Origin of the sequence: Porcibacter vitabionis (assembly GCF_046263795.1) — a bacterium.
Taxonomy (GTDB): Bacteria; Bacillota; Clostridia; order Lachnospirales; family Lachnospiraceae; genus Lachnocurva.
The window spans coordinates 133,295-151,992 of sequence record NZ_JBJYZD010000005.1 but is presented as its reverse complement, the minus strand read 5'-3'; the positions used below and the strand labels follow the sequence as shown (position 1 = coordinate 151,992).

Genomic DNA, 18,698 nt, shown 5'->3' with positions numbered 1-18,698 from the left:
ACAGATACAGAATTGCTTTCGATTTTCGTGTGAATTTTTTCCAGGCTTTCGCAAAAAGCCCTCTCTGTTGTCAAATCCTTTCCTGAAAGTGGAATGTTTTTCTGAAAAAGTAGAATATTTTTACAATATCTTCTACCTATGGAAATGAAATAATATTTTCCTTCCACGGGAAAAGAAAAAAGGGGCTCCTCAGAGCCCCTGATGATCCATTTCCTTTGGGATAAGAAGTCTTACCTCCGTCCCGAGATTCGGAAGTGACCGAACCGTAAAACTCATATTCTCGCCATAATAGAGTTTTAAGCGTGCCGCTACATTTGCGACGCCGAATCCGCCATGTCCGTGGTGTCCGATTTCCGGATCCCCGGTCAGAATTTTCTGTCGAAAAGCATCCAGTTCATCCTTTTCCATGCCCCTTCCATTATCCTGAATGACAAAAAGCATATCGTTATCCCTGGAGCTTCCGGTGACCCGGATAAAGCCCTTGCTTCTCCGATTTCGAATACCGTGATAGATGGCATTTTCAACCAATGGCTGCAAGGTCATTTTTACAATCTTCAAGTTTTCGATCTGTGGATCGATCCGGATCTCATAATCCATAATGTCCTGAAAACGCATATGCTGGATAGCCAGATAACTTTCAATATGTTTCTTTTCATCTGCTACAGGAATGACATCCAGGCCATTTGACAGAGAAACGCGGAAGAAATCCGACAGATACGACAGGATCTGCACCGCTTCTTCCTTTTCACCCGCCTCCGTCAGCCAGACAATGGTATCCAATGTATTATAGAGAAAGTGGGGGTTGATCTCAGCGGTCAGAAGCTTTAGTTCCAGGGACTGCTTCTCTTTCTGCTCCCTGGCTTCACAGGCGATCAGATGTTGGATCTCTCCTCCCATATGGTTGAAGCGGTTAGCCAGGACATCCAGTTCATTTCCATTATCCGTTCGAAGAGTCGTCAGGAAATTCCCTTTGGCAATGCTTTCGGTTGCCTTGCACATCTCATCGATCGGTCGAATGACTCTTTTTGATATATAACGGGAGAGGGCGATATTGAGAAAGACCATGGCAATCAATATGGTCAGCATGATCCGAAGGAAAAGCTGAACATGCCTTGCCACCTGTTGCCGGAGGATCTCTATCTGTGAAGCCTCTTTATAAATATATTCCTGGATGGAATTCTGGATCAGGCTTGTCAGGATCGTGATGTCCATGTTAAACATCTTGATATTGCTGTCATAATGACCGCCCTGGTCTACATTTTTCAAAACATCTGCGACTCTGTTCTCCAGTGTTTTCAACAGGCTCAGGGTGGAATCCAGATCTCTCTCGATCTCCGTATTCTCGTTTCGGTCCTTCAGCTTCTCGAACTTATTCCTCATGTTCTCGATCTGACGGTAGGGATTGCTGTCGCCGAGTTCCGCGCGGACGGTATTGTCCGTCCAATGGATGGATCCGACAATGATCTGATACATGACTTCATCCATCTCTTTCTTGAAACTCAGATTATAGCCATTTGCCATGGTGATATTCTGAACGATACTGTCATACTGACGATAGAAATTGAAGAGACTGGCCAGAGTCACCGCCAGGAGGATCATCATTGGAAGGAGGATCCCCCAGATATTCACAAGGATCTGGTTTTGAATACTTGCACTTTTTGTCTTATTCATCCTCGCCCCGGACCTGCTTTCTGTATTCCTTTGGCGTCATATGCGTTGACTTTTTAAAGATAGAGCTGAAGTAGTGCGGGTCTTTATAACCGACTGCTTCTGCAATATCCGTAATTTTCATCGAAGTTGCAGACAATTTCTGCCTGGCTGCTTCCATTCGTCGGTCCGTCAAATACTCACTAAAACCCTGCCCCATCTCTTTTGCAAAGACAGTGGAAAAATGTGCGGCTGACATATCGGCTACAAGCGCTGCCTGGTTCAGGCTGATATCCTCCGAATAATGTTCCCGGATATAGGCACAGGCTTTCAGAATCTGCGGAGAAATACGGCCAACGCCGCTCTGATCACGGCCTTGAAGGATCCTTTTTATGAACTCCCGCAGGTATGCCTTGCCGGAATCCAGACTTTCCTCAAACTTCCTTCCTGCCTCTTCTAAAGACCCCAGGATCTGTTCTCTCTGCTCTTTATCGAAATGAATCCTGGACAAATACTTATTCCCGGCCAGATAAATGTCAGAACACACATACTGGCGGAAAAAGAGTGACTGCAAATTATTCCTGCCAAGTGCAGTCAGATATTCGTCTATGAAAGAATCAATGCCATTCACATCTCCGCTGGCAAAGAAATCCAGAAGAATCGACTGTCCGGAAGCTTTCGGATCAACTTCACCAACATCGATCCTGGTTTCCTCGCCGGAAAGAGACGCCGGACTTCTCCCTTGGTCGTTTCGGTCTTCCTGCTTTTCTCCCCTTTTAGTCCCTTCGCTCTGCACTCTGTCCCCGGAACCGGAATCCTGCATCCGTTGTGACAGATGACGTACCAGCTCCTCGGTTGCCTGTTCTTCCTTTATCGCATCGGATGCTTTATGCAATGCATCCAGAAGCTGATGGGCCGTCACAGGTTTCAGGAGATATTCCGTAACGCCAAGATCGATTGCCTGTTTCGCATAATCAAATTCATTAAAACCGGATAAGATCAGGATCTTTATGTGAGGAAGTTCTTTCTTCACACGCCTTGACAATTCCAGGCCATCCATAAAAGGCATCCGGATATCCGTGATCAGGATATCCGGTCTCTTCTCCAGGATCTCTGGCAAAGCCATTTCTCCATCGCCGGCATTCCCCAGAAGCTGGAAGCCTTCCTCTTCCCAGGAAATGCTCCGAACGATCCCTTGCCGGATTATGGACTCATCCTCCACGAGATAAACTGTAATCACAACAACCCCCCTGTAGCAGTCTTCTTATATAGCAAATGATGCCATGAAAATTCGATTTCATGGCATCCATTATTCTATAATAAGATGTTGTCGAGGTCAAAAGCCCTTCGAATCATTTACTCCATTCCCCCAAATTCGTAACCCTCATCGATAATGGCCTGGCGGACGGCATCCTCAGAAACCGGGCCGGTTGTTTCGATGACCGCGATATTCTTCTCATGATCTGCGCTTGCGCTCGACACATTGTCCAGAGCCTCGAGGGCCTTCTTTACATGGTTCTCACAGTTATGGCACATCATTCCGTTTACTTTAATGGTCTTTGTCATGGTACGATTCTCCTTTTCTTTGTTTTCCGTATTTCTATTTTCTATTTCTTGATTGTCTGTTTTTCTCTTATCTGTTTTTCCCTTATCTGTTTCTCTATGTTCCGGCTTTTCCGTTTGTTCCACTTTTTTCTCATCCCCGCTTTCATCCGCTTTATGGACATGGAAGAGATTGATCCGAAGGGCATTCATGCAGACGGTGAAACTGGACAAAGCCATAGCTGCAGCACCCCACATGGGATTCATATTGACTCCCCAGTGTGCATAGAGACCTGCGGCAACAGGAATCAGTATAATATTATAGGCAAAAGCCCAAAAGAGGTTTTCATGAATGTTCCGTAGGGTTGCACGGGACAGACGGATGGCAGCAGAGGCATCCGTCAGTTTGGAATTCATAAGGACGATATCCGCAGAATCGATTGCGACATCCGTTCCGGCTCCGATCGCGATACCGACATCTGAGCGCATGAGAGCCGGTGCATCGTTGATTCCATCACCGACCATAGCCACTCTGCCTTCCTTCTGGAGGTCCCGAATGGCTGCTTCTTTTCCTTCCGGAAGGACACCTGCAATGACACGATCTACGCCGGCTTCCCGTCCGATCGCATGAGCGGTTTTCTCATTATCACCGGTGATCATTACGACCTTGATGCCCATCTTCTGCATTTCCTTCACAGCCCTTGCAGAATCTTCTTTGATAACGTCTGCTACCGCGATAAGTCCCAGGATCTCTTGCCCGCGGGCAAAGAAGAGAGGGGTCTTCCCCTGGGAAGAAAGTTCATCTGCCTCTTTCTGTAAGGAAGCAGGAACATGAGTCAGGCTCTGAAGGAAACTTCCGGAACCGCCATAGAGTGTTTCTCCGTCCAGGACTCCTGTCAGACCATGTCCGGACAGGGCCTTGAAATCAGAAAGCGGAGATTTCGGAATATCGCGCTGTTCTGCCACTTCTACTACTGCCCGGGCCAGGGGATGTTCGGATTTCTGCTCCAAAGCGAAAGCTATGGTCAGAAGTTCTGTCTCAGTGATCCCCTCTGCAGGAATAATGTCCGTCACATGCGGCTGTCCCATGGTCATCGTTCCGGTTTTATCCAGCGCCACGGTTTTTAGTGTTCCGGCATTCTCCAAAGCCTCGCTGGTCTTAAAGAGGATCCCGTTTCTGGCTCCGACTCCATTTCCGACCATGATAGCGACCGGGGTTGCAAGACCCAGAGCACAAGGACAGGAGACAACGAGAACGGCGATGGCCTTCTCTACGGCAAAGGCCGGGCCTTTGCCTAAGATCAGCCAGATGATTCCTACGATCAGGGCAATGGCCATGACAGTCGGAACGAAAACAGAGGATACCCGGTCTGCAACTCGGGCAATCGGGGCCTTGGTTGCTGCTGCATCACTTACCATCTGAATGATCTGGGCAAAAGCGGTATCCCTGCCGATTCTTGTGGCCCTGGCTTTGAAATAGCCGGACCGGTTGATCGTTGCAGCGCTGACCCTGTCATCCACTCCTTTATCGACCGGAATCGACTCCCCGGTCAGGGCAGATTCGTCGATGGCACTCTGCCCTTCGACAATGACGCCGTCCACCGGCACAGCAGAACCCGGCTTTACGATGAAGATATCTCCGCATTTCACTTCATCGATACCGACCTCAACTTCCTTACCGTCACGTTCCAGGACCGCAGTCTTCGGTGCCATCTTGACCAGGTTCTTCAAGGCATCCGTTGTCCTCCCCTTGGAATAGGACTCCAGCGTCTTTCCAACCGTGATCAGAGCCGGAATCATGGCTGCAGATTCGAAGTAGAGCTGATTATGGTAAAGTGGCATGAGGTCTATATTTGCCGCTCCTTTTGTCACCATCCATGTCATACGGAATAAAATGTAGAGCGACCATGCGAAGGAGACGGAGGAGCCAAGAGCTACCAAGGCATCCATATTCGGCGCTCTGTGGGCCAGGGAACGGAAACCGGAAATGAAGAAGTCCCGGTTGATGTACATAACGATCAAGGCGATCAGCATCTGGAGGATGGACAGGCCGATGTGGTTATGCTCAAGGAAGGGAAAAACCGGCCAGCCCAGCATGTTATGTCCCATGGTGAAATACATAAGAATGACAAGGAATCCGACCGAAAGTTTCAGCCGCCGGAGAAGTTTCGGCGTCTGCCGATCCTTCAGGGCATCCTCCTCTGCCGCAATGGTCTTCGAGATGGAAGCGGTGTTGTCAGCCTTCGATGCCTCACCGCCATTCTCCCGAAATACTTCCTCTTTCGGCTTTGCGCCATAGCCGGCATCCTCTACGGCCTTCATGATTTCTTCATCGGATGCCTGGCCCTCCACAGCCATACTGTTGGTCAGAAGCGATACCGACACGCTCTTGACATCCGGTAATTTCTGAACTGCCTTCTCCACATGAGCCTGGCAGGCGGCGCAGCTCATACCGCTTACAATATATTGCTTCATTTATTTCTCCTGTATCAAATCTTACATCTCCAATAATATTTCATCCATTTCTGCAGTTTCCTTCTCTGGAAATTACTTCATCCATTTCTGCAGTTTCTCTCTCCGAAAATCACTTCATCCATTTCTGCAGTTTCTTTCTCCGAAAATTACTTCATCAGTTTCTGCAGAACCTTACAGAGTTCATCAACGGTTTCTTCTTTCCCTTCCTTGATATCTCTGGTCACGCAGCCCTTGATGTGTTCCTGCAGGAGGACCTTATTGAAACTGTTTAAGGCGCTGGTCACTGCCGAGACCTGGATCAGAATATCCGGACAATAGAGGTCATTTTCAACCATCTTCTCGATTCCGCGGATCTGACCCTCTGCCTTCTTCAGCCGGGTCAGAAGTGCTTTCTTGGTCTCGTCCGGTCGATTGGTGTGGCGGCAGCAGGAAGGGATCGTCGCCGTCTTATTGTTATTTACTTCCATTGAAACACTCTCCTGTTCATTGGTGTAAATTGGATCTTTCATACCCCTGTGGGGTATCTTATGATTGGATAATATACCCTATGGGGGTATCTGTCAAGAGGCTGGCCTAAATTTCCTTGTAACAACATCCTGTGGCAAATGCTCTGGTCCGGCTTTCTCTTATGTTTTTTCTTCTATGCGTTTTCTTCTATGCGTTTTCTTCTATGCGTTTTCTTCTATGATTTTATGATTTTCCTGCTGCCTTTCTCCTCACAACATTAAAAAAGCTCCCGCAAAGCTTTCGAACTTTGCGAGAGGACTCTTGAAAATTGATATGACAAAAAGCAGCGAGATTTCTAATACAGCATTGCAAAGAAGCTTGCTCCGATCACCGTGATCAGGCCGTTCACAACAATGGCGAGAGAAGCCATGGCTCCTTCGATGTCACCGATCTCCATTGCCTTGGAGGTTCCGATCGCATGGGATGCTGCGCCAATGGCCAGTCCCTTTGCAACCGGGTCTGTGATTCGAAAGAGCTTACAAATAGAGACCGCGATCACATTTCCGAAAATGCCGGTCACAATAATGACTGCTACAGAAATCGTCACTACACCGCCAAGTTCACTGGATACGCCCATGCCGATCGCCGTTGTGATCGATTTTGGAAGCAATGTTACATAATGCTTATGAGAAAGTTTGAAGAGAACAGACATAGCAAGGACGGATCCCATGGAAGTCAGAGACCCAGCAAGAAGGCCAACAACAATGCCGACCCAGTTTCGTTTCAGCCGCTCCAGGTGGAGATAGAGGGGGATGGCCAGGCTGACCGTGGCCGGAGTCAGGAGATAGGACAGGTATTTGGCACTCTTATTGTAATCTTCATAGTTGATATGGAAAATACTTAGAACCGCCATAACGAATATAATGGAGATGAGAAGCGGATTACAAATTGACAGACCTGTTTTATTGCGAATCAGAACGCCAATCCAATAGCCGATTATACTGATCACGACACCGAAAGTAGCTGATATTGCAACTACATCACTGATATTTTCCATAATAATAGATACCTTTCAAACTGCGACGATAACAGAAAGCCACTTGCTTTACTCTTACGAAAGCTATTTCTTACGAAAACTATTTCTTCCGAAAGCTATTTCTTCCGAAGGCTATTTCTTCCGAAAGCTATTTCTTCTGAAAATGGTCTCTCCTCCAGCGCCTGTCACGAATCACCTGTTTCTTGATTTTCAAGCGAATCCTTCGGTCCAGAGGAATCATATTTCTCTCATGTCGCTCCTTGGCCACCTCGGCGCTGATGATGGTATCGGTAGGGGAGGTCTGTCGTTTCCGAAGCCGCATGATAGACTGGGTGACCAGACCCGTCACAGCCATAACAAGAATGGTGGAACACAGGGTGATCACAAGCATCGGAATCACTACCGGCTTCAGGTCGCCCCAGGCCTTCAGAAGCCCTACGGCAGCCGGAATAAACATAAGCGGCATGATTTCGATCAGAAATTCTGCGGTATCCTTCACGTCTTCAATATGCAGCACATGTGTACAGAGGAGAAGCAACATCAGAACCAATCCATAGATACTGCCCGGGATCGGAAGCGGCAGATAATGATGCAGAAACTCTCCCACACAGGTCACGATCAGGATAATACCGAATTGTTTCATGTATTTCATAGCAGCAGTCCTCTCACAAAATACATACTTTCATGTTAAATCTAAGTATAAGTCCCATCCCTTAAACTGTCTATGGATTCTGCTCTTAAGTTGCAAATCTCCCTGCACAAGGCAGTCTTTTTTGCTAAAATGTAGATCACAAAAACATATATCGTTTCTGATATTTCTTTTGCAGGATCAGATACGGCGCATTGCCTTTGCAGGTCCGGATACAGCGCATTTCTTTTGCGGGACTGGAGATGGCGCATTCCTTTTGCAGGATCAGATTCCGATCCGCTTGTCTTATATTGTCGTATATTGAAGGAGAATTTTGATGAAGAAACTATTTCAAAAAATGAAAAACCGGAAATACAGCCAGATCTCCTGGTATATTGTCTGGACCATCGTCATTTCCTACATCATCTTAGAAATCCTGGGCCATCTCGGTCTGATCGGTGGTGCCATTTCCTCCAGTCTGTCCTGGATGAATATCCTCTTTAAACCTCTGATCCTCGGCTTTGCCCTGGCTTATCTCCTCTATCCTCTGGACAACTTCTTCGAGAAACAGTTTCAGAAAATTCCTTTCTTCAAGAAAAAAGGCACCCGGTCCAGGCCGGCCGCAGTTGCCCTGACTGGCATCCTGATCCTTCTTGGAATCACTCTGGTGCTTTTTCTCATCGTTTCCGCCGTGACCCGCGACCTCTCCACAGCCAAGGACAGTAACTTTGCAACCTTTATCACAGGAATTAGTGATTCCGTCAACAGTCTTTATAAGAATCTGACCAGCTTCCTGAATAATCTGAATGTCTCATCCGATGCATTGGAGCAGTATCTCAAACCCTTGAAAAATACCATTCTGCATTATGCCGGCAATCTAACGCAAAGTGCCAGCAGTTTTCTGACCAGCCTGCCATCGACTCTCTCCAGCCTGCTTTTCGCCATCATTTTCGCGATTTACTTCCAGTTGGACGGGGAAGGCCTGAAGCGTTACTGGGGCAGCGCCTTTAAGGCCATGCTTCCGAAAAAGTCCTGGGGACACATTCATTCCTTCTTACAAAATGCAGACCATGTCTTTTCCGGATATATCCGTGGCCAGCTTGTGGATGCTATCTTCATGGCCTCTGTGGTCAGCATCGCCCTTTCTCTGATTGGCCTTCCATATTCACTCCTGATCGGCATTCTGACCGGACTCGGCAACCTGATTCCCTATGTCGGACCCTTTGTTGCCTATACTTCGATCATTCTGGTCAGCTTATTAAACTGGAATGCCGAAAAATTGATTGTCTCCTTGATCGTGATCTTCATTATTCAGACCATTGACGGCAATATCATCAATCCGAAATTCCTGTCCAACGCCATAGAAATTCATCCACTTCTTGTTATTGCCTCTCTGATCATCGGAGGTAAAGTCGGCGGATTCCTTGGCATGATCCTGGCTGTCCCTTGCGGTGCCCTTGTTAAACTTTATTTTGAAAAGTTCATCCATTATCTGCATGAGAAAAGAAACATTGATGAGGATTCACTTCTGTCCCCGGATGTATCGAAAGACAAAGTAAAATCTTCCGATTCATAAAATTTACGATTTTTTCAAAAAAGTATTTGACATAGGAATCCGAATTTGTTACTATAACATGGTCGCGAGTGAGTGACAAGCAAAGCACAGAAACGTGCAAAGAGCGGAAGTGTCGGAATTGGCAGACGAGCAAGACTAAGGATCTTGTGGCAGCAATGTCGTGTGGGTTCAAGTCCCATCTTCCGCACTCTGCAGAAGTGGCGGAATTGGCAGACGCGCAGGCTTCAGGTGCCTGTGGCAGCAATGTCGTGTGGGTTCAAGTCCCATCTTCTGCATGAATGTGAAGCGTATCGGTTGATACGCTTTTTTCTTTACCATTTATCATATTTCTGATCCTTTGTCCTGTTTTTTGTTCTGTTCCTTTGTTCTGTTTCTTTTGCGTGATCTAAGATGCTTGATCCTATGTTCTGTCGTTTTGCCTATCTGCAGCTACAAAGATGCACTGAGCGTTCCTTTTCATGATCAATAATTCGATATATGAATTCTTTTTGAAATCATGCGTATTGCGCGCCGGAAAAATGGTCTTTTTCAGCCCTAAAATTCGATATATGAAATCTTTCAAATTTCATGCTATAAAATTGCCCTAAAAACACGCATAATTTTCAAAAGATTTTATATATCGAATTTTCATATCTAAAATCCACCTGATAATCCTAAAAAACACGCATGATTTTCAAAAGATTTCATATATCGAATTTTCATATCTAAAATCCACCCCTTGGCCACGAAAGCGAGAAAAAAACAGCCATTGTCAAAGACAATGACTGTTTTTAAAGGCACAAGCAATTCATTTCTGCCCGCCTTAGCTCCACCGATACCTCGCTTCGCAAATATCTTGCATCTTGCTCCACCAATACCTTGCTTCACAAATATCTTATATCTTGCTCCACCGATACCGTACTTCGCAAATATCTTGTGTCTTGCTCCACCGATACCTCGCTTCACAGATACTTCTCATAGATACTTCTCTTCGAAGTCCTGCACCGGCATGGGCTTGTCATAGTAATAGCCCTGTATGAAGCTTACATTCATACCCTTCAAAGCATGGGTCTGCTTTTCTGTCTCAACTCCTTCGACAACAACAGAAGCCTGTTTTACATTTGCAAGATTCGATACTGTCTTAACAAAGGCATCCGAATAGGTATCCTCTCCGATATGATCAATAAAAGTCTTATCGATCTTGATTGCGTCCAAAGGCAGCTCTCTCAGGCAGTTCAAGGAAGAATAACCTGTTCCGAAATCATCCAGGGCAACCCTTGCCCCAAGCTCTTTGATCCGGTCTAAGACTCCAATCACATTCTTATAGTCATGGATTGCTATGCCCTCCGTCACCTCAAGAACCAGATTTCCGGGATTCAAGCCAGTTTCTTTCAAAGCCTCTTCAATGGTATCCACAATGTCCTTCTGGACGATCTGCACCATAGAGAGGTTTACATTTACCCGGTAATCCGGATGGCCGAAGTCATTCCAATGGCGGCAGGTCCGACAGGCCTCAAAGAGAACATGCTTTCCAATCGGTACGATCAGACCCAGATACTCGGAAAGAGAGATAAAGTCTCCCGGCATAACAAAGCCCAGTTCCTTCGATCTCCAGCGAACCAGAGCCTCTGCTCCGCTGCAGGGATGGTCTTCTCTTGTAATATCCACCAGAGGCTGATAATAGACTTCAAATTCCTTGCAGCCATTGTCCACAGCCTCTCGAAGCGCCTTTTCCAGATCCAGTCTGCGGACGCCGTTGCCAGCTCCGTCCTCCGTATAAGGGCGGCAGCAGCCCTTTCCCTCCTGTTTTGCCCTCTGCAGGGCGACATCTGCATGGCGAAGCAAGGTGGCAAGATCCTGTCCGTCCTTCGGATAGCGGACAAGTCCCATACTGCAGGTGCAGTAATACTTTTTGTTTCGAAGAATCCAGGGTTTCTTGAATTCCTGCAGAACCTGCTCACAGACATCTTCCACACTTCTATGACTGCTGTGCGGGATCATAATGCCAAATTCGTCTCCGCCGGTCCGATAGACGCTTGCCTCGCTTCCGACCGTCCGAACCAGGTCCTCTGCCGCTTTCTGCAGAAGGAGATCTCCATCCTTATGGCCCAGGCTCTCATTGATATTCTTGAAATCATCGAGATCAACGAAAATATAGGCCCCGCCGTTTCCGTTCTCCAGAGCCGACCGATCCAGTTCCTTTTGAAAGTCATTTTCGCAGCACTTCCGATTCTTCAAGCCGGTCAGACTATCCGTATAGATCTGATGCTCGATCCTCTCCTGATAATGCTTCATTCCGGTGACATCATAGATCGTTACCAGACGGACTCTTCGCCCGTCGACCCAGTGGATCTCAGACAAACTGACATCATACCACTTCCGGCTCCTTGTAGCTTCGAAGGTATAATTCTGTCCGGTCTCTTCCATAGGGCGGAAGAGCTGTCCCTCCAACAATCTCCTGTCATCCTCATTTGCCAGAGCCAGCTGAAAGGCCTTATTGGTATAGAGGACATGGTTTCTGGCCGGATCAATAACCTCTACGCCACAGCCGGTATGTTCCAGAATCGCATTCAAGGTCTTATAAGAACCGGCCAGAGAATGCGTCGTGATCTTACGGATCAGAATGGTCTGGCAAACCTGCCGTACTTCATTCAGATATTGAATTTCATCCTGTTTCCAGAAATGGGGCTCATTCGATGCAAACTGCAGATAGAGTTCCGTCTTCTTCTCGATCGTAATCGGATAGAAAATCGCAGCCTTGATCCCGCAGCGTTCGAAATATGCCCGAAAGCGGTCCGGCAGCATGGAATCCGAAGAAATGGTATAGCTTCTTCCGTTGAAAAAAGGATACTCTGACAAAGAAGAGCTCTTGATCACATCCCGGATGCCGGATTCTTCGGCATATTCGGAAACGATAGTGATATTGTTTTCATCTGCCTGAAAAAGCGCAGCCTCTGACAGATGCAAAGTCTTCGCCGCCAGGAAAATGATCTGATCCGCCGCCTTATGGAAATCCTGTTCTCTCTCCATGAGATTCAGCATCTGATTCAGGGAAGTATTCTGCTCCAGGAGAGCCCTGGTTTTCTCGCTCTCCTCTCTGACATTGGAAAGTTCCTGAGAGATATTCCCGGTTTCCGAAATAGCCGATGTACACAGATCCCAGGAGGAGAGGAGCAGTCTCTCACATTGCTCGATCTCTGTCTCGTCGGTCAGTCGGACTCCGGCCCCGGCGAGAACAGGATCATGGACCGTCCGGTCAAAGCCGAGCAATACAACGACAAAGATCAGTTCTCCCTTCCCATCTCTTACAGCAAGCCCGGAAAGGAATCTCGGCGATTCCGCCTGTCCCCGGAGCACATCTTCCAGGCCGGAGCCAGGGAAACGATTCAGAAATTCCCTGATCTTATCCTCCGGAAAATAAATTTTAATCAGCTCCTGCTCTTTTTCGGGCAGCTTGTCATCCTGACAATATGCCCTCTGAAATTCTTCATTCTGGTAAGCATAGCACCGATAGTAAACCTGACAGGCACTGGCAATGTCATCCATGAGCCGGTTACCCTTCAGGTAAAAAATATTTCGTATTTTCTCTGCTGTCCCACTCATCTAGCTTATCTCTTCTCTATGATGTAAATATTCTGTCTGCGCCTCAGTTCCATGGTCCTTACCAGTTTCAATTCCGGATGGAGACGGATCTGCTTTTGAATCTGTCCTTCCTCTTTGGATAAGAGGAACAATATAGACCGGTCTGTCGTGATCCGGATACATTGATCAAAAAAACTCCGGTAGAAGCTATCCTTCTCTTCTGCCGTTTTCCCATAAAGATCCGGACATTCTGTGATCACTTCATCAAAGAGGTAATCATGTCGGAAATCGAAGAAGTCACGGTTAATAAAATTGATTCGAACTCCTGCCTTTTCGGCATTCTCCCGTCCTTCCCGGATGGCCTGGCCAAAAGTATCCGTGCCATAGATCTCTCTGGCAGAGAGGGCCTTGTCCCGCTCAATCAAAAGGGTCCCGACACCGCAGAAGGGATCTATGATCTGTGCCCTCTCTCCAAGATATGGTCGAATCATTTCCACCGCTTCCGCTGCCTTGATCGGAGCAGTAGAGGAAGCCTCCGAGTGAATACGATATGAAAATCTCTGATCAAACGGACGATCCGTCGCATTCAAACGTAAGAAAGGGGCAAAGCTTCCATCCCTTTTCTTAATCAGGATCAGAGTGAACTCATAATTTCCGGGGAGATTCCGAAGTCTGCCATGGGAAGTCTCCTCAAGTTCATATCCTGCCCTTTTGATCCGCCCTTCGACCTGGTCTTCCGGATCCTTGCTTCGAATCTCCAGACGAAAAGAATATGGATCTCTTCTCTTCTCCCCATCGTCAGATCCCCGGAGGACAAGTAAGTCATCCAAGAGAGAAAGCAATGCAGTGGAAGACGGGATCTCCCCTATTCTGTCCATTGTCAGGACAAAATTTTTCTTGACCGGGATCAGAAACCAGGCTTCTTTGTAATAACGAATCTTTTCCAGAAGCCTTTCATCCGACAGACGGACTCGAACACCACTGGCTGTCTCTCGTGCATTTCCGCCCAGATCCCGGACCAGGTTCGGCCGCAGGGCCTTTTCCGCCAGAAAGAGCATTTCATAAGACTTACGAAATTGTCGAAAGCTGTGCACGGAGCCTTCATAGAAAGAAAGGATGGACTCCAGAGCCCTCCTCTCCTCACGAATATGCTTTCGGTCTTCTTCCTTCCAGTCCTCTTCTGTGATCCATGTCAGGCGGTCGCGAAGGTCGGAAAGATAAGGTCTGCAATCACAAGCCGAAAGAGCCTTTAAATAAGCTGCACGAACATATAAGGTTTCTTCTTTGGAGTAAGCAGAAAAAAGTTCCCTGCTGATTGTTTCCTTTTGATCGCACTGGTTTTTCTGAAGAAGCTCTGCAAGAAGCAGCGCCGCATTTTTCCTGGTTTTCGCATCCGAATCCTTAAGGAAAGGAGGAAAGAGATCAATGCGGTCCAAAAGCAGAGCATAAGAGTCCCTTATTTCTTCTTCCGTTTCTTCCACCAGAAGATTCTTCTGTATCAGATGATCTCGTTTGGAAATCAGATCGAATAAAAGGGATCTGAGCTCACTCAGATCCTTTCTGTGGCTTCCTTCAGAAGAAAGGCCATCCAGAATGTTATTGAAAAGATTATGATTCTCCATACACTCCCAATCCACAGACAAATCCAGCACAACACTATATGAATTGTATCATATAACGCAAGGCGGCAATACGAAAAATATACGAAAGAAACTAAAACAACAATGAAGCTAAAATCATAGCTGCTAAGGGCTATCGATCAGACAGGCAGCACGATTATACAAAAATATACAAGGATCCGGGTCCGGAAACATACCCCCCGTCAGTCCATGTATTCCAATTTATAATATCATAGATAGCCTTTCGCAAAAGTTTAATTCCGATCCATATTTTGGTATATTCGAAACTCTTTGTCAATTTTTGTTTTCCAATTTTCATACAAGTCTCTGCCAGACTCGGAACACTTATGACGCAATTTTCGAACAGTTTCAAAAGCTTATAGAAAAAGTGCACTAATTTAGGCGGAAAAATTTGTATATTTTGTTTGATTGCACATTGTCCAATATTTTTAACATGCTATAATATAGTTGACTTGAGAAATACATCCCCCCTTTAAGTATTCCAAGTCACTTCCCCTTTATATATTTTAACCCCCTTTCAGCGGCAGTTCACCCCCCTTTCGAACTGCCGCTAAACTTTTGCCCATTTGTCAAGACTCGCTCGCGAGTCTTGCGCGCCGGATTCGGGTCTGCTTCAGCAGACAAATTCCTGTCCGAATCCGTGCGCATCCTCGCGGAGCGTTTAACTCAGTCGGAGCTTGTACTCCGACTGAGTTAAAAAAGAAAAAGCGGCCGCGATCCCGACAAATCCTGCACTCTTGCAGAATTTGTCATGGATCATAGCCGTTTCTTTGTCTTTCTTGTTTTTCGAATCAGCGAATCAGCGAATCAGCGAATCAGACTTCAGACTTCAGACTTCAAACTTCAAATTGAAAAAAAAGCATTCTTATCATTGGTCTATATTTCATTGGTCTATATTTCTCTGAAATAGACTTACGCTTCCGGATTTTCTCCGTCTTCCTTCTCTGTCACCTGAATATGAAGCTCATTCAGCTGCTGCTCGGTCACAAAGCCTGGTGCTCCCATCATGACATCCTGGGCATTCTTATTCATGGGGAAAGGAATGATCTCACGAATCGAATCCTCACCAGCCAGCAGCATAACCATACGGTCAATTCCGGGAGCGATGCCTGCATGTGGCGGTGCTCCGTAACAGAAAGCATTGTACATAGCCGGGAATTTCTTCTTCACATCCTCTTCGCCGAGACGTACCATCTCGAAAGCCTTGACCATGATCTCCGGATCATGATTTCGGACAGCTCCGGAGGAAAGTTCAATGCCGTTGACCACCAGATCGTACTGGTCAGCCATAATGCTCAAGGGATCGATCTCGCCACGCTCTGCCTTTTCCAGAGTCTCTAAGCCGCCTTTGGGCATAGAGAAGGGATTGTGGCAGAATTCCAGCTCGCCGGACTCTTCTCCGATCTCATACATCGGGAAGTCTACGATCCAGCAGAAGGCATACTGTTCCTTGTCCATATGACCCGGAACGGCTGCGCCGAAGGTCTTTATGACAACGCCGGCCGTCTTCTGGGCCTGGGTCTTCTTGCCTGCGGACAGAAGAACCAGGGTATCCTTTTCGAGGCCGAGTGCGGAGACGATCTCGTCCTTCTTGTCTTTTACAAACTTGGCGATACCACCGACGATCTCGCCGTTTTCATCCAGACGGAACCAGTAAGGCTTGGAGCCTGCCTGGACCCCGACCTCCTCGACATGCTTGTCGATGAACTTCCGGCTCTCATGGAAATTGTTGACCTTGACTGCTTTAATCACAGCACCCTCTTCATCGAAGGGACCGAAACCCAGACCGGACAGAAGATCTGTTGCATCCACTGCCTCGAGATCAATGCGGAGGTCCGGCTTATCGGAGCCGTACTTCTCCAGAGCCGTGAGATAGGGAATCCGGGTGAAAGGAGCACTGGAAGCACGGTCGTAGGTTCCGAATTTTGCAAAAACCGGAGGAAGGACATCTTCCAGAACGGCAAATACATCTTCCTGACTTGCAAATGCCATCTCCATATCCAATTGATAGAACTCTCCCGGTGAACGGTCGCCACGGGCATCCTCATCCCGGAAACAGGGAGCGATCTGGAAATAGCGGTCGAAGCCTGCTGTCATCAGAAGCTGCTTGAACTGCTGGGGAGCCTGGGGCAGAGCGTAGAACTTGCCCGGGTGCTTTCTGGACGGAACCAGATAATCTCTCGCTCCTTCCGGAGAAGATGCAGTAAGGATCGGGGTGGTGATCTCCATAAATCCATGGTCCGTCATGGCATCCCGAAGGGCCTTGATCACCTGGGAACGAAGGATGATATTCTTCTTCAATTCCGGATTTCTGAGGTCCAGATAGCGATACTTGAGACGGATGGACTCATCTGCCTCTCTGGACCGGTTGATCTCGAAGGGCAGCTCCTTGTAACGGCACTTACCGAGGACCTCGACCTTGGTCGGCACAACTTCAATGTCACCGGTCTTTTGCTTCGGGTTCTTGGAACTTCTCTCACGGACAGTTCCCTCTACGGCAATGGTGGATTCCTTGTTGATCTCCTTAAAGGTCTTCACCATCTCTTCGCTGTCTGCAGTGATCTGGGTCGTTCCATAGAAATCACGGATGACAATAAATGCCAGATTCGAGCCGACTTCACGCATATTTTCCAGCCAGCCTGCCAGACGAACGGACTTCCCGGCATCCGAGAGCCGAAGCTCGCCACAGGTGTGGGTACGCGACTGCATCATATTTTCTCCTTTTCTGTCTTTTTCTAACAATAATAATCGATGTTTCGGTCTAAATTTCGACCAGTTCCATAAAAAGCTGTCTCAATGAAAGGAAATCAGCGGTTGAAGAATTCCTCAATGTCTGCATATCCTTCCTTGGCCAGCTGCTCCTTCTGGAACTTGGCATTCTTCATACGGCGAACGACAAGGACGGTCTTCCCCTTCTTTCGCTCTTCACTGGCCTTCAGCATGACACTTACCAGCTTCTCTGCCGGATAATTCTTTTCGACGAGATAAGCGATCTTTGTCGGCCGATTGGGAATCTGGAAGTCATGCTCCATGAGAAGGAGAATGATCCGCTCGAAGCCGATGGAGAAACCGCAGGCCGGGACATCATGTCCTGCAAAACGGCCGACCATGTGATCGTAACGTCCGCCGCCACCGCAGCTTCCGCCGAATTCCGGGATCGCAATCTCGAAAATGGTTCCGGTATAATAGCCCATTCCTCTGACCAGAGTCGGATCGAAGACCAGTTTAAACTCCGCCTCCTTGGCCTCATTCACTGCGGTCTCAATTTCCTCAAGAGATGTGGCAACAGCCGGATCCAAAAAACCGGAAAGCTTATCCGAAAGGATAGCACAACCCTCTCGAACAGAGCTTACGCCCTGCAATTCCCGGAAGAGGGCCACATATTTATCGACAGATTCTGCAGCAAACTTTTCTTTCAGTTCGTTCGTCACACCATCGAGGCCGATCTTATCCATCTTGTCAAGGATAATGAAGACCTCTTCGGTATCTGCATCCTGAAAGCCGGCATAGCTTGCCATGGCCTTTAAGATCCTCCGCTCATTGATTCGGATCTCGAAATTTTTGAAACCGATCCGGCCCAGCGTTGTCGTCGTTGCCAGGATCAGCTCGATCTCAGCCAGGTTACTGGGCTCGCCGAGAATGTCAATATCACACTGGGTAAACTGACGATAGCGGCCACGCTGGGGTCTGTCTGCCCGCCATACATTTCCAATCTGAAGTGCCTTAAAAGGAGAAGGCAGATCATTGGCGTTGTTGGCATAGAAACGGGACAGGGGCAGAGTCAGATCATAGCGCATGCCATAATCCACGATATCCGCCTCCGTCTGTGCTTCTGCGACATGGAGCTTCTCGCCCCGCTTCAATACCTTGAAGATCAGCTTTTCATTCTCACCGCCCTGATTGCTCTGAAGATTCGCGATATTCTCCATGCAGGGGGTCTCAATCGGGGTAAAGCCGAAACTCCGATAGGTCTCCTTGATGATATTGGTCACATAGTCACGGATCTCCATCTCCCGCGGCAGGATTTCCTTCATCCCGTTGACGGGTTTCTTCGATAATGTTGATGCCATAATTACTCCATCTATTCCGCCGGTTCATATGAAACAGATCATATAAAACCTTCCAGTAGAAACTCTTTGAAAATCA

General features: G+C 47.5%; 12 protein-coding genes and 2 tRNA genes. 3 read left to right on the top strand and 11 right to left on the bottom strand.

The features are described 5' to 3' along the window. Positions 1–189: 189 nt before the first annotated feature. The 6 genes from ACKX2L_RS05775 to ACKX2L_RS05750 all read right to left on the bottom strand — a co-directional run bounded on the left by ACKX2L_RS05775 (position 190) and on the right by ACKX2L_RS05750 (position 7,799). The gene (locus ACKX2L_RS05775) at positions 190–1,671 is read right to left on the bottom strand and encodes a sensor histidine kinase (RefSeq protein ID WP_497552823.1); all 1,482 of its coding nucleotides are present in this window, start codon (positions 1,669–1,671) and stop codon (positions 190–192) included. After that, positions 1,664–2,887 carry a response regulator gene (locus ACKX2L_RS05770; protein WP_497552822.1) on the bottom strand — a complete coding sequence of 408 codons (1,224 nt, stop codon included), beginning with the start codon at positions 2,885–2,887 and terminating at the stop codon, positions 1,664–1,666. Before ACKX2L_RS05770 ends, ACKX2L_RS05775 begins: the two co-directional genes overlap by 8 nt. Before the next feature lie 116 nt (positions 2,888–3,003). Continuing rightward, on the bottom strand, positions 3,004–5,664 hold the full coding sequence (locus ACKX2L_RS05765; protein WP_497552821.1) for a heavy metal translocating P-type ATPase: 2,661 nt from the start codon (positions 5,662–5,664) through the stop codon (positions 3,004–3,006). Positions 5,665–5,810: 146 nt separating this feature from the next. Then, positions 5,811–6,131, bottom strand: coding sequence for a metal-sensing transcriptional repressor (locus ACKX2L_RS05760; RefSeq protein ID WP_497551859.1), 321 nt, complete (start codon positions 6,129–6,131; stop codon positions 5,811–5,813). Positions 6,132–6,466: 335 nt separating this feature from the next. Next, the gene (locus ACKX2L_RS05755; protein ID WP_497551881.1) at positions 6,467–7,159 is read right to left on the bottom strand and encodes an LrgB family protein; all 693 of its coding nucleotides are present in this window, start codon (positions 7,157–7,159) and stop codon (positions 6,467–6,469) included. A gap of 136 nt (positions 7,160–7,295) precedes the next feature. Beyond that, positions 7,296–7,799 carry a CidA/LrgA family protein gene (locus tag ACKX2L_RS05750; RefSeq protein WP_497551860.1) on the bottom strand — a complete coding sequence of 168 codons (504 nt, stop codon included), beginning with the start codon at positions 7,797–7,799 and terminating at the stop codon, positions 7,296–7,298. Between the two features lie 313 nt (positions 7,800–8,112). Here ACKX2L_RS05750 and ACKX2L_RS05745 point away from each other — a divergent pair, with 313 nt between their 5' ends. The 3 genes from ACKX2L_RS05745 (at position 8,113) to ACKX2L_RS05735 (ending at position 9,626) form a co-directional block, all read left to right on the top strand. Then, complete coding sequence (locus ACKX2L_RS05745; RefSeq protein WP_497552820.1) at positions 8,113–9,351, top strand: AI-2E family transporter; 1,239 nt, start codon at positions 8,113–8,115, stop codon at positions 9,349–9,351. 103 nt (positions 9,352–9,454) lie between these two features. After that, positions 9,455–9,538: transfer RNA gene (locus ACKX2L_RS05740), tRNA-Leu, on the top strand. A 4-nt stretch (positions 9,539–9,542) separates the two neighbouring features. Then, positions 9,543–9,626 (top strand) — tRNA-Leu (locus ACKX2L_RS05735). 358 nt (positions 9,627–9,984) lie between these two features. Here the strand turns inward: ACKX2L_RS05735 and ACKX2L_RS05730 are convergent. From ACKX2L_RS05730 to hisS, 5 genes are all read right to left on the bottom strand, one after another. Beyond that, positions 9,985–10,296: a hypothetical protein gene (locus tag ACKX2L_RS05730; protein WP_497552819.1), complete on the bottom strand. Its 312-nt coding sequence runs from the start codon at positions 10,294–10,296 to the stop codon at positions 9,985–9,987. A gap of 9 nt (positions 10,297–10,305) precedes the next feature. Next, on the bottom strand, positions 10,306–12,933 hold the full coding sequence (locus ACKX2L_RS05725; RefSeq protein WP_497552818.1) for a sensor domain-containing phosphodiesterase: 2,628 nt from the start codon (positions 12,931–12,933) through the stop codon (positions 10,306–10,308). A gap of 5 nt (positions 12,934–12,938) precedes the next feature. Beyond that, positions 12,939–14,534: a TRM11 family SAM-dependent methyltransferase gene (locus tag ACKX2L_RS05720; RefSeq protein ID WP_497551864.1), complete on the bottom strand. Its 1,596-nt coding sequence runs from the start codon at positions 14,532–14,534 to the stop codon at positions 12,939–12,941. A gap of 930 nt (positions 14,535–15,464) precedes the next feature. Then, complete coding sequence (aspS, locus tag ACKX2L_RS05715) at positions 15,465–17,264, bottom strand: aspartate--tRNA ligase (protein ID WP_497552817.1); 1,800 nt, start codon at positions 17,262–17,264, stop codon at positions 15,465–15,467. 95 nt (positions 17,265–17,359) lie between these two features. Next, positions 17,360–18,622 carry a histidine--tRNA ligase gene (gene hisS, locus ACKX2L_RS05710; protein ID WP_497552816.1) on the bottom strand — a complete coding sequence of 421 codons (1,263 nt, stop codon included), beginning with the start codon at positions 18,620–18,622 and terminating at the stop codon, positions 17,360–17,362. Positions 18,623–18,698: the final 76 nt, after the last annotated feature.

What these genes read in the sequence shown, in the direction of transcription:
- ACKX2L_RS05765 (WP_497552821.1), bottom strand. Translation starts at nt 5,664, where the DNA reads ATGAAGCAATATATTGTAAGCGGTATGAGCTGCGCCGCCTGCCAGGCT.
- ACKX2L_RS05725 (WP_497552818.1), bottom strand. Translation starts at nt 12,933, where the DNA reads ATGAGTGGGACAGCAGAGAAAATACGAAATATTTTTTACCTGAAGGGT.
- ACKX2L_RS05720 (WP_497551864.1), bottom strand. Translation starts at nt 14,534, where the DNA reads ATGGAGAATCATAATCTTTTCAATAACATTCTGGATGGCCTTTCTTCT.
- ACKX2L_RS05745 (WP_497552820.1), top strand. Translation starts at nt 8,113, where the DNA reads ATGAAGAAACTATTTCAAAAAATGAAAAACCGGAAATACAGCCAGATC.
- ACKX2L_RS05750 (WP_497551860.1), bottom strand. Translation starts at nt 7,799, where the DNA reads ATGAAATACATGAAACAATTCGGTATTATCCTGATCGTGACCTGTGTG.
- ACKX2L_RS05760 (WP_497551859.1), bottom strand. Translation starts at nt 6,131, where the DNA reads ATGGAAGTAAATAACAATAAGACGGCGACGATCCCTTCCTGCTGCCGC.
- aspS (WP_497552817.1), bottom strand. Translation starts at nt 17,264, where the DNA reads ATGATGCAGTCGCGTACCCACACCTGTGGCGAGCTTCGGCTCTCGGAT.
- hisS (WP_497552816.1), bottom strand. Translation starts at nt 18,622, where the DNA reads ATGGCATCAACATTATCGAAGAAACCCGTCAACGGGATGAAGGAAATC.
- ACKX2L_RS05775 (WP_497552823.1), bottom strand. Translation starts at nt 1,671, where the DNA reads ATGAATAAGACAAAAAGTGCAAGTATTCAAAACCAGATCCTTGTGAAT.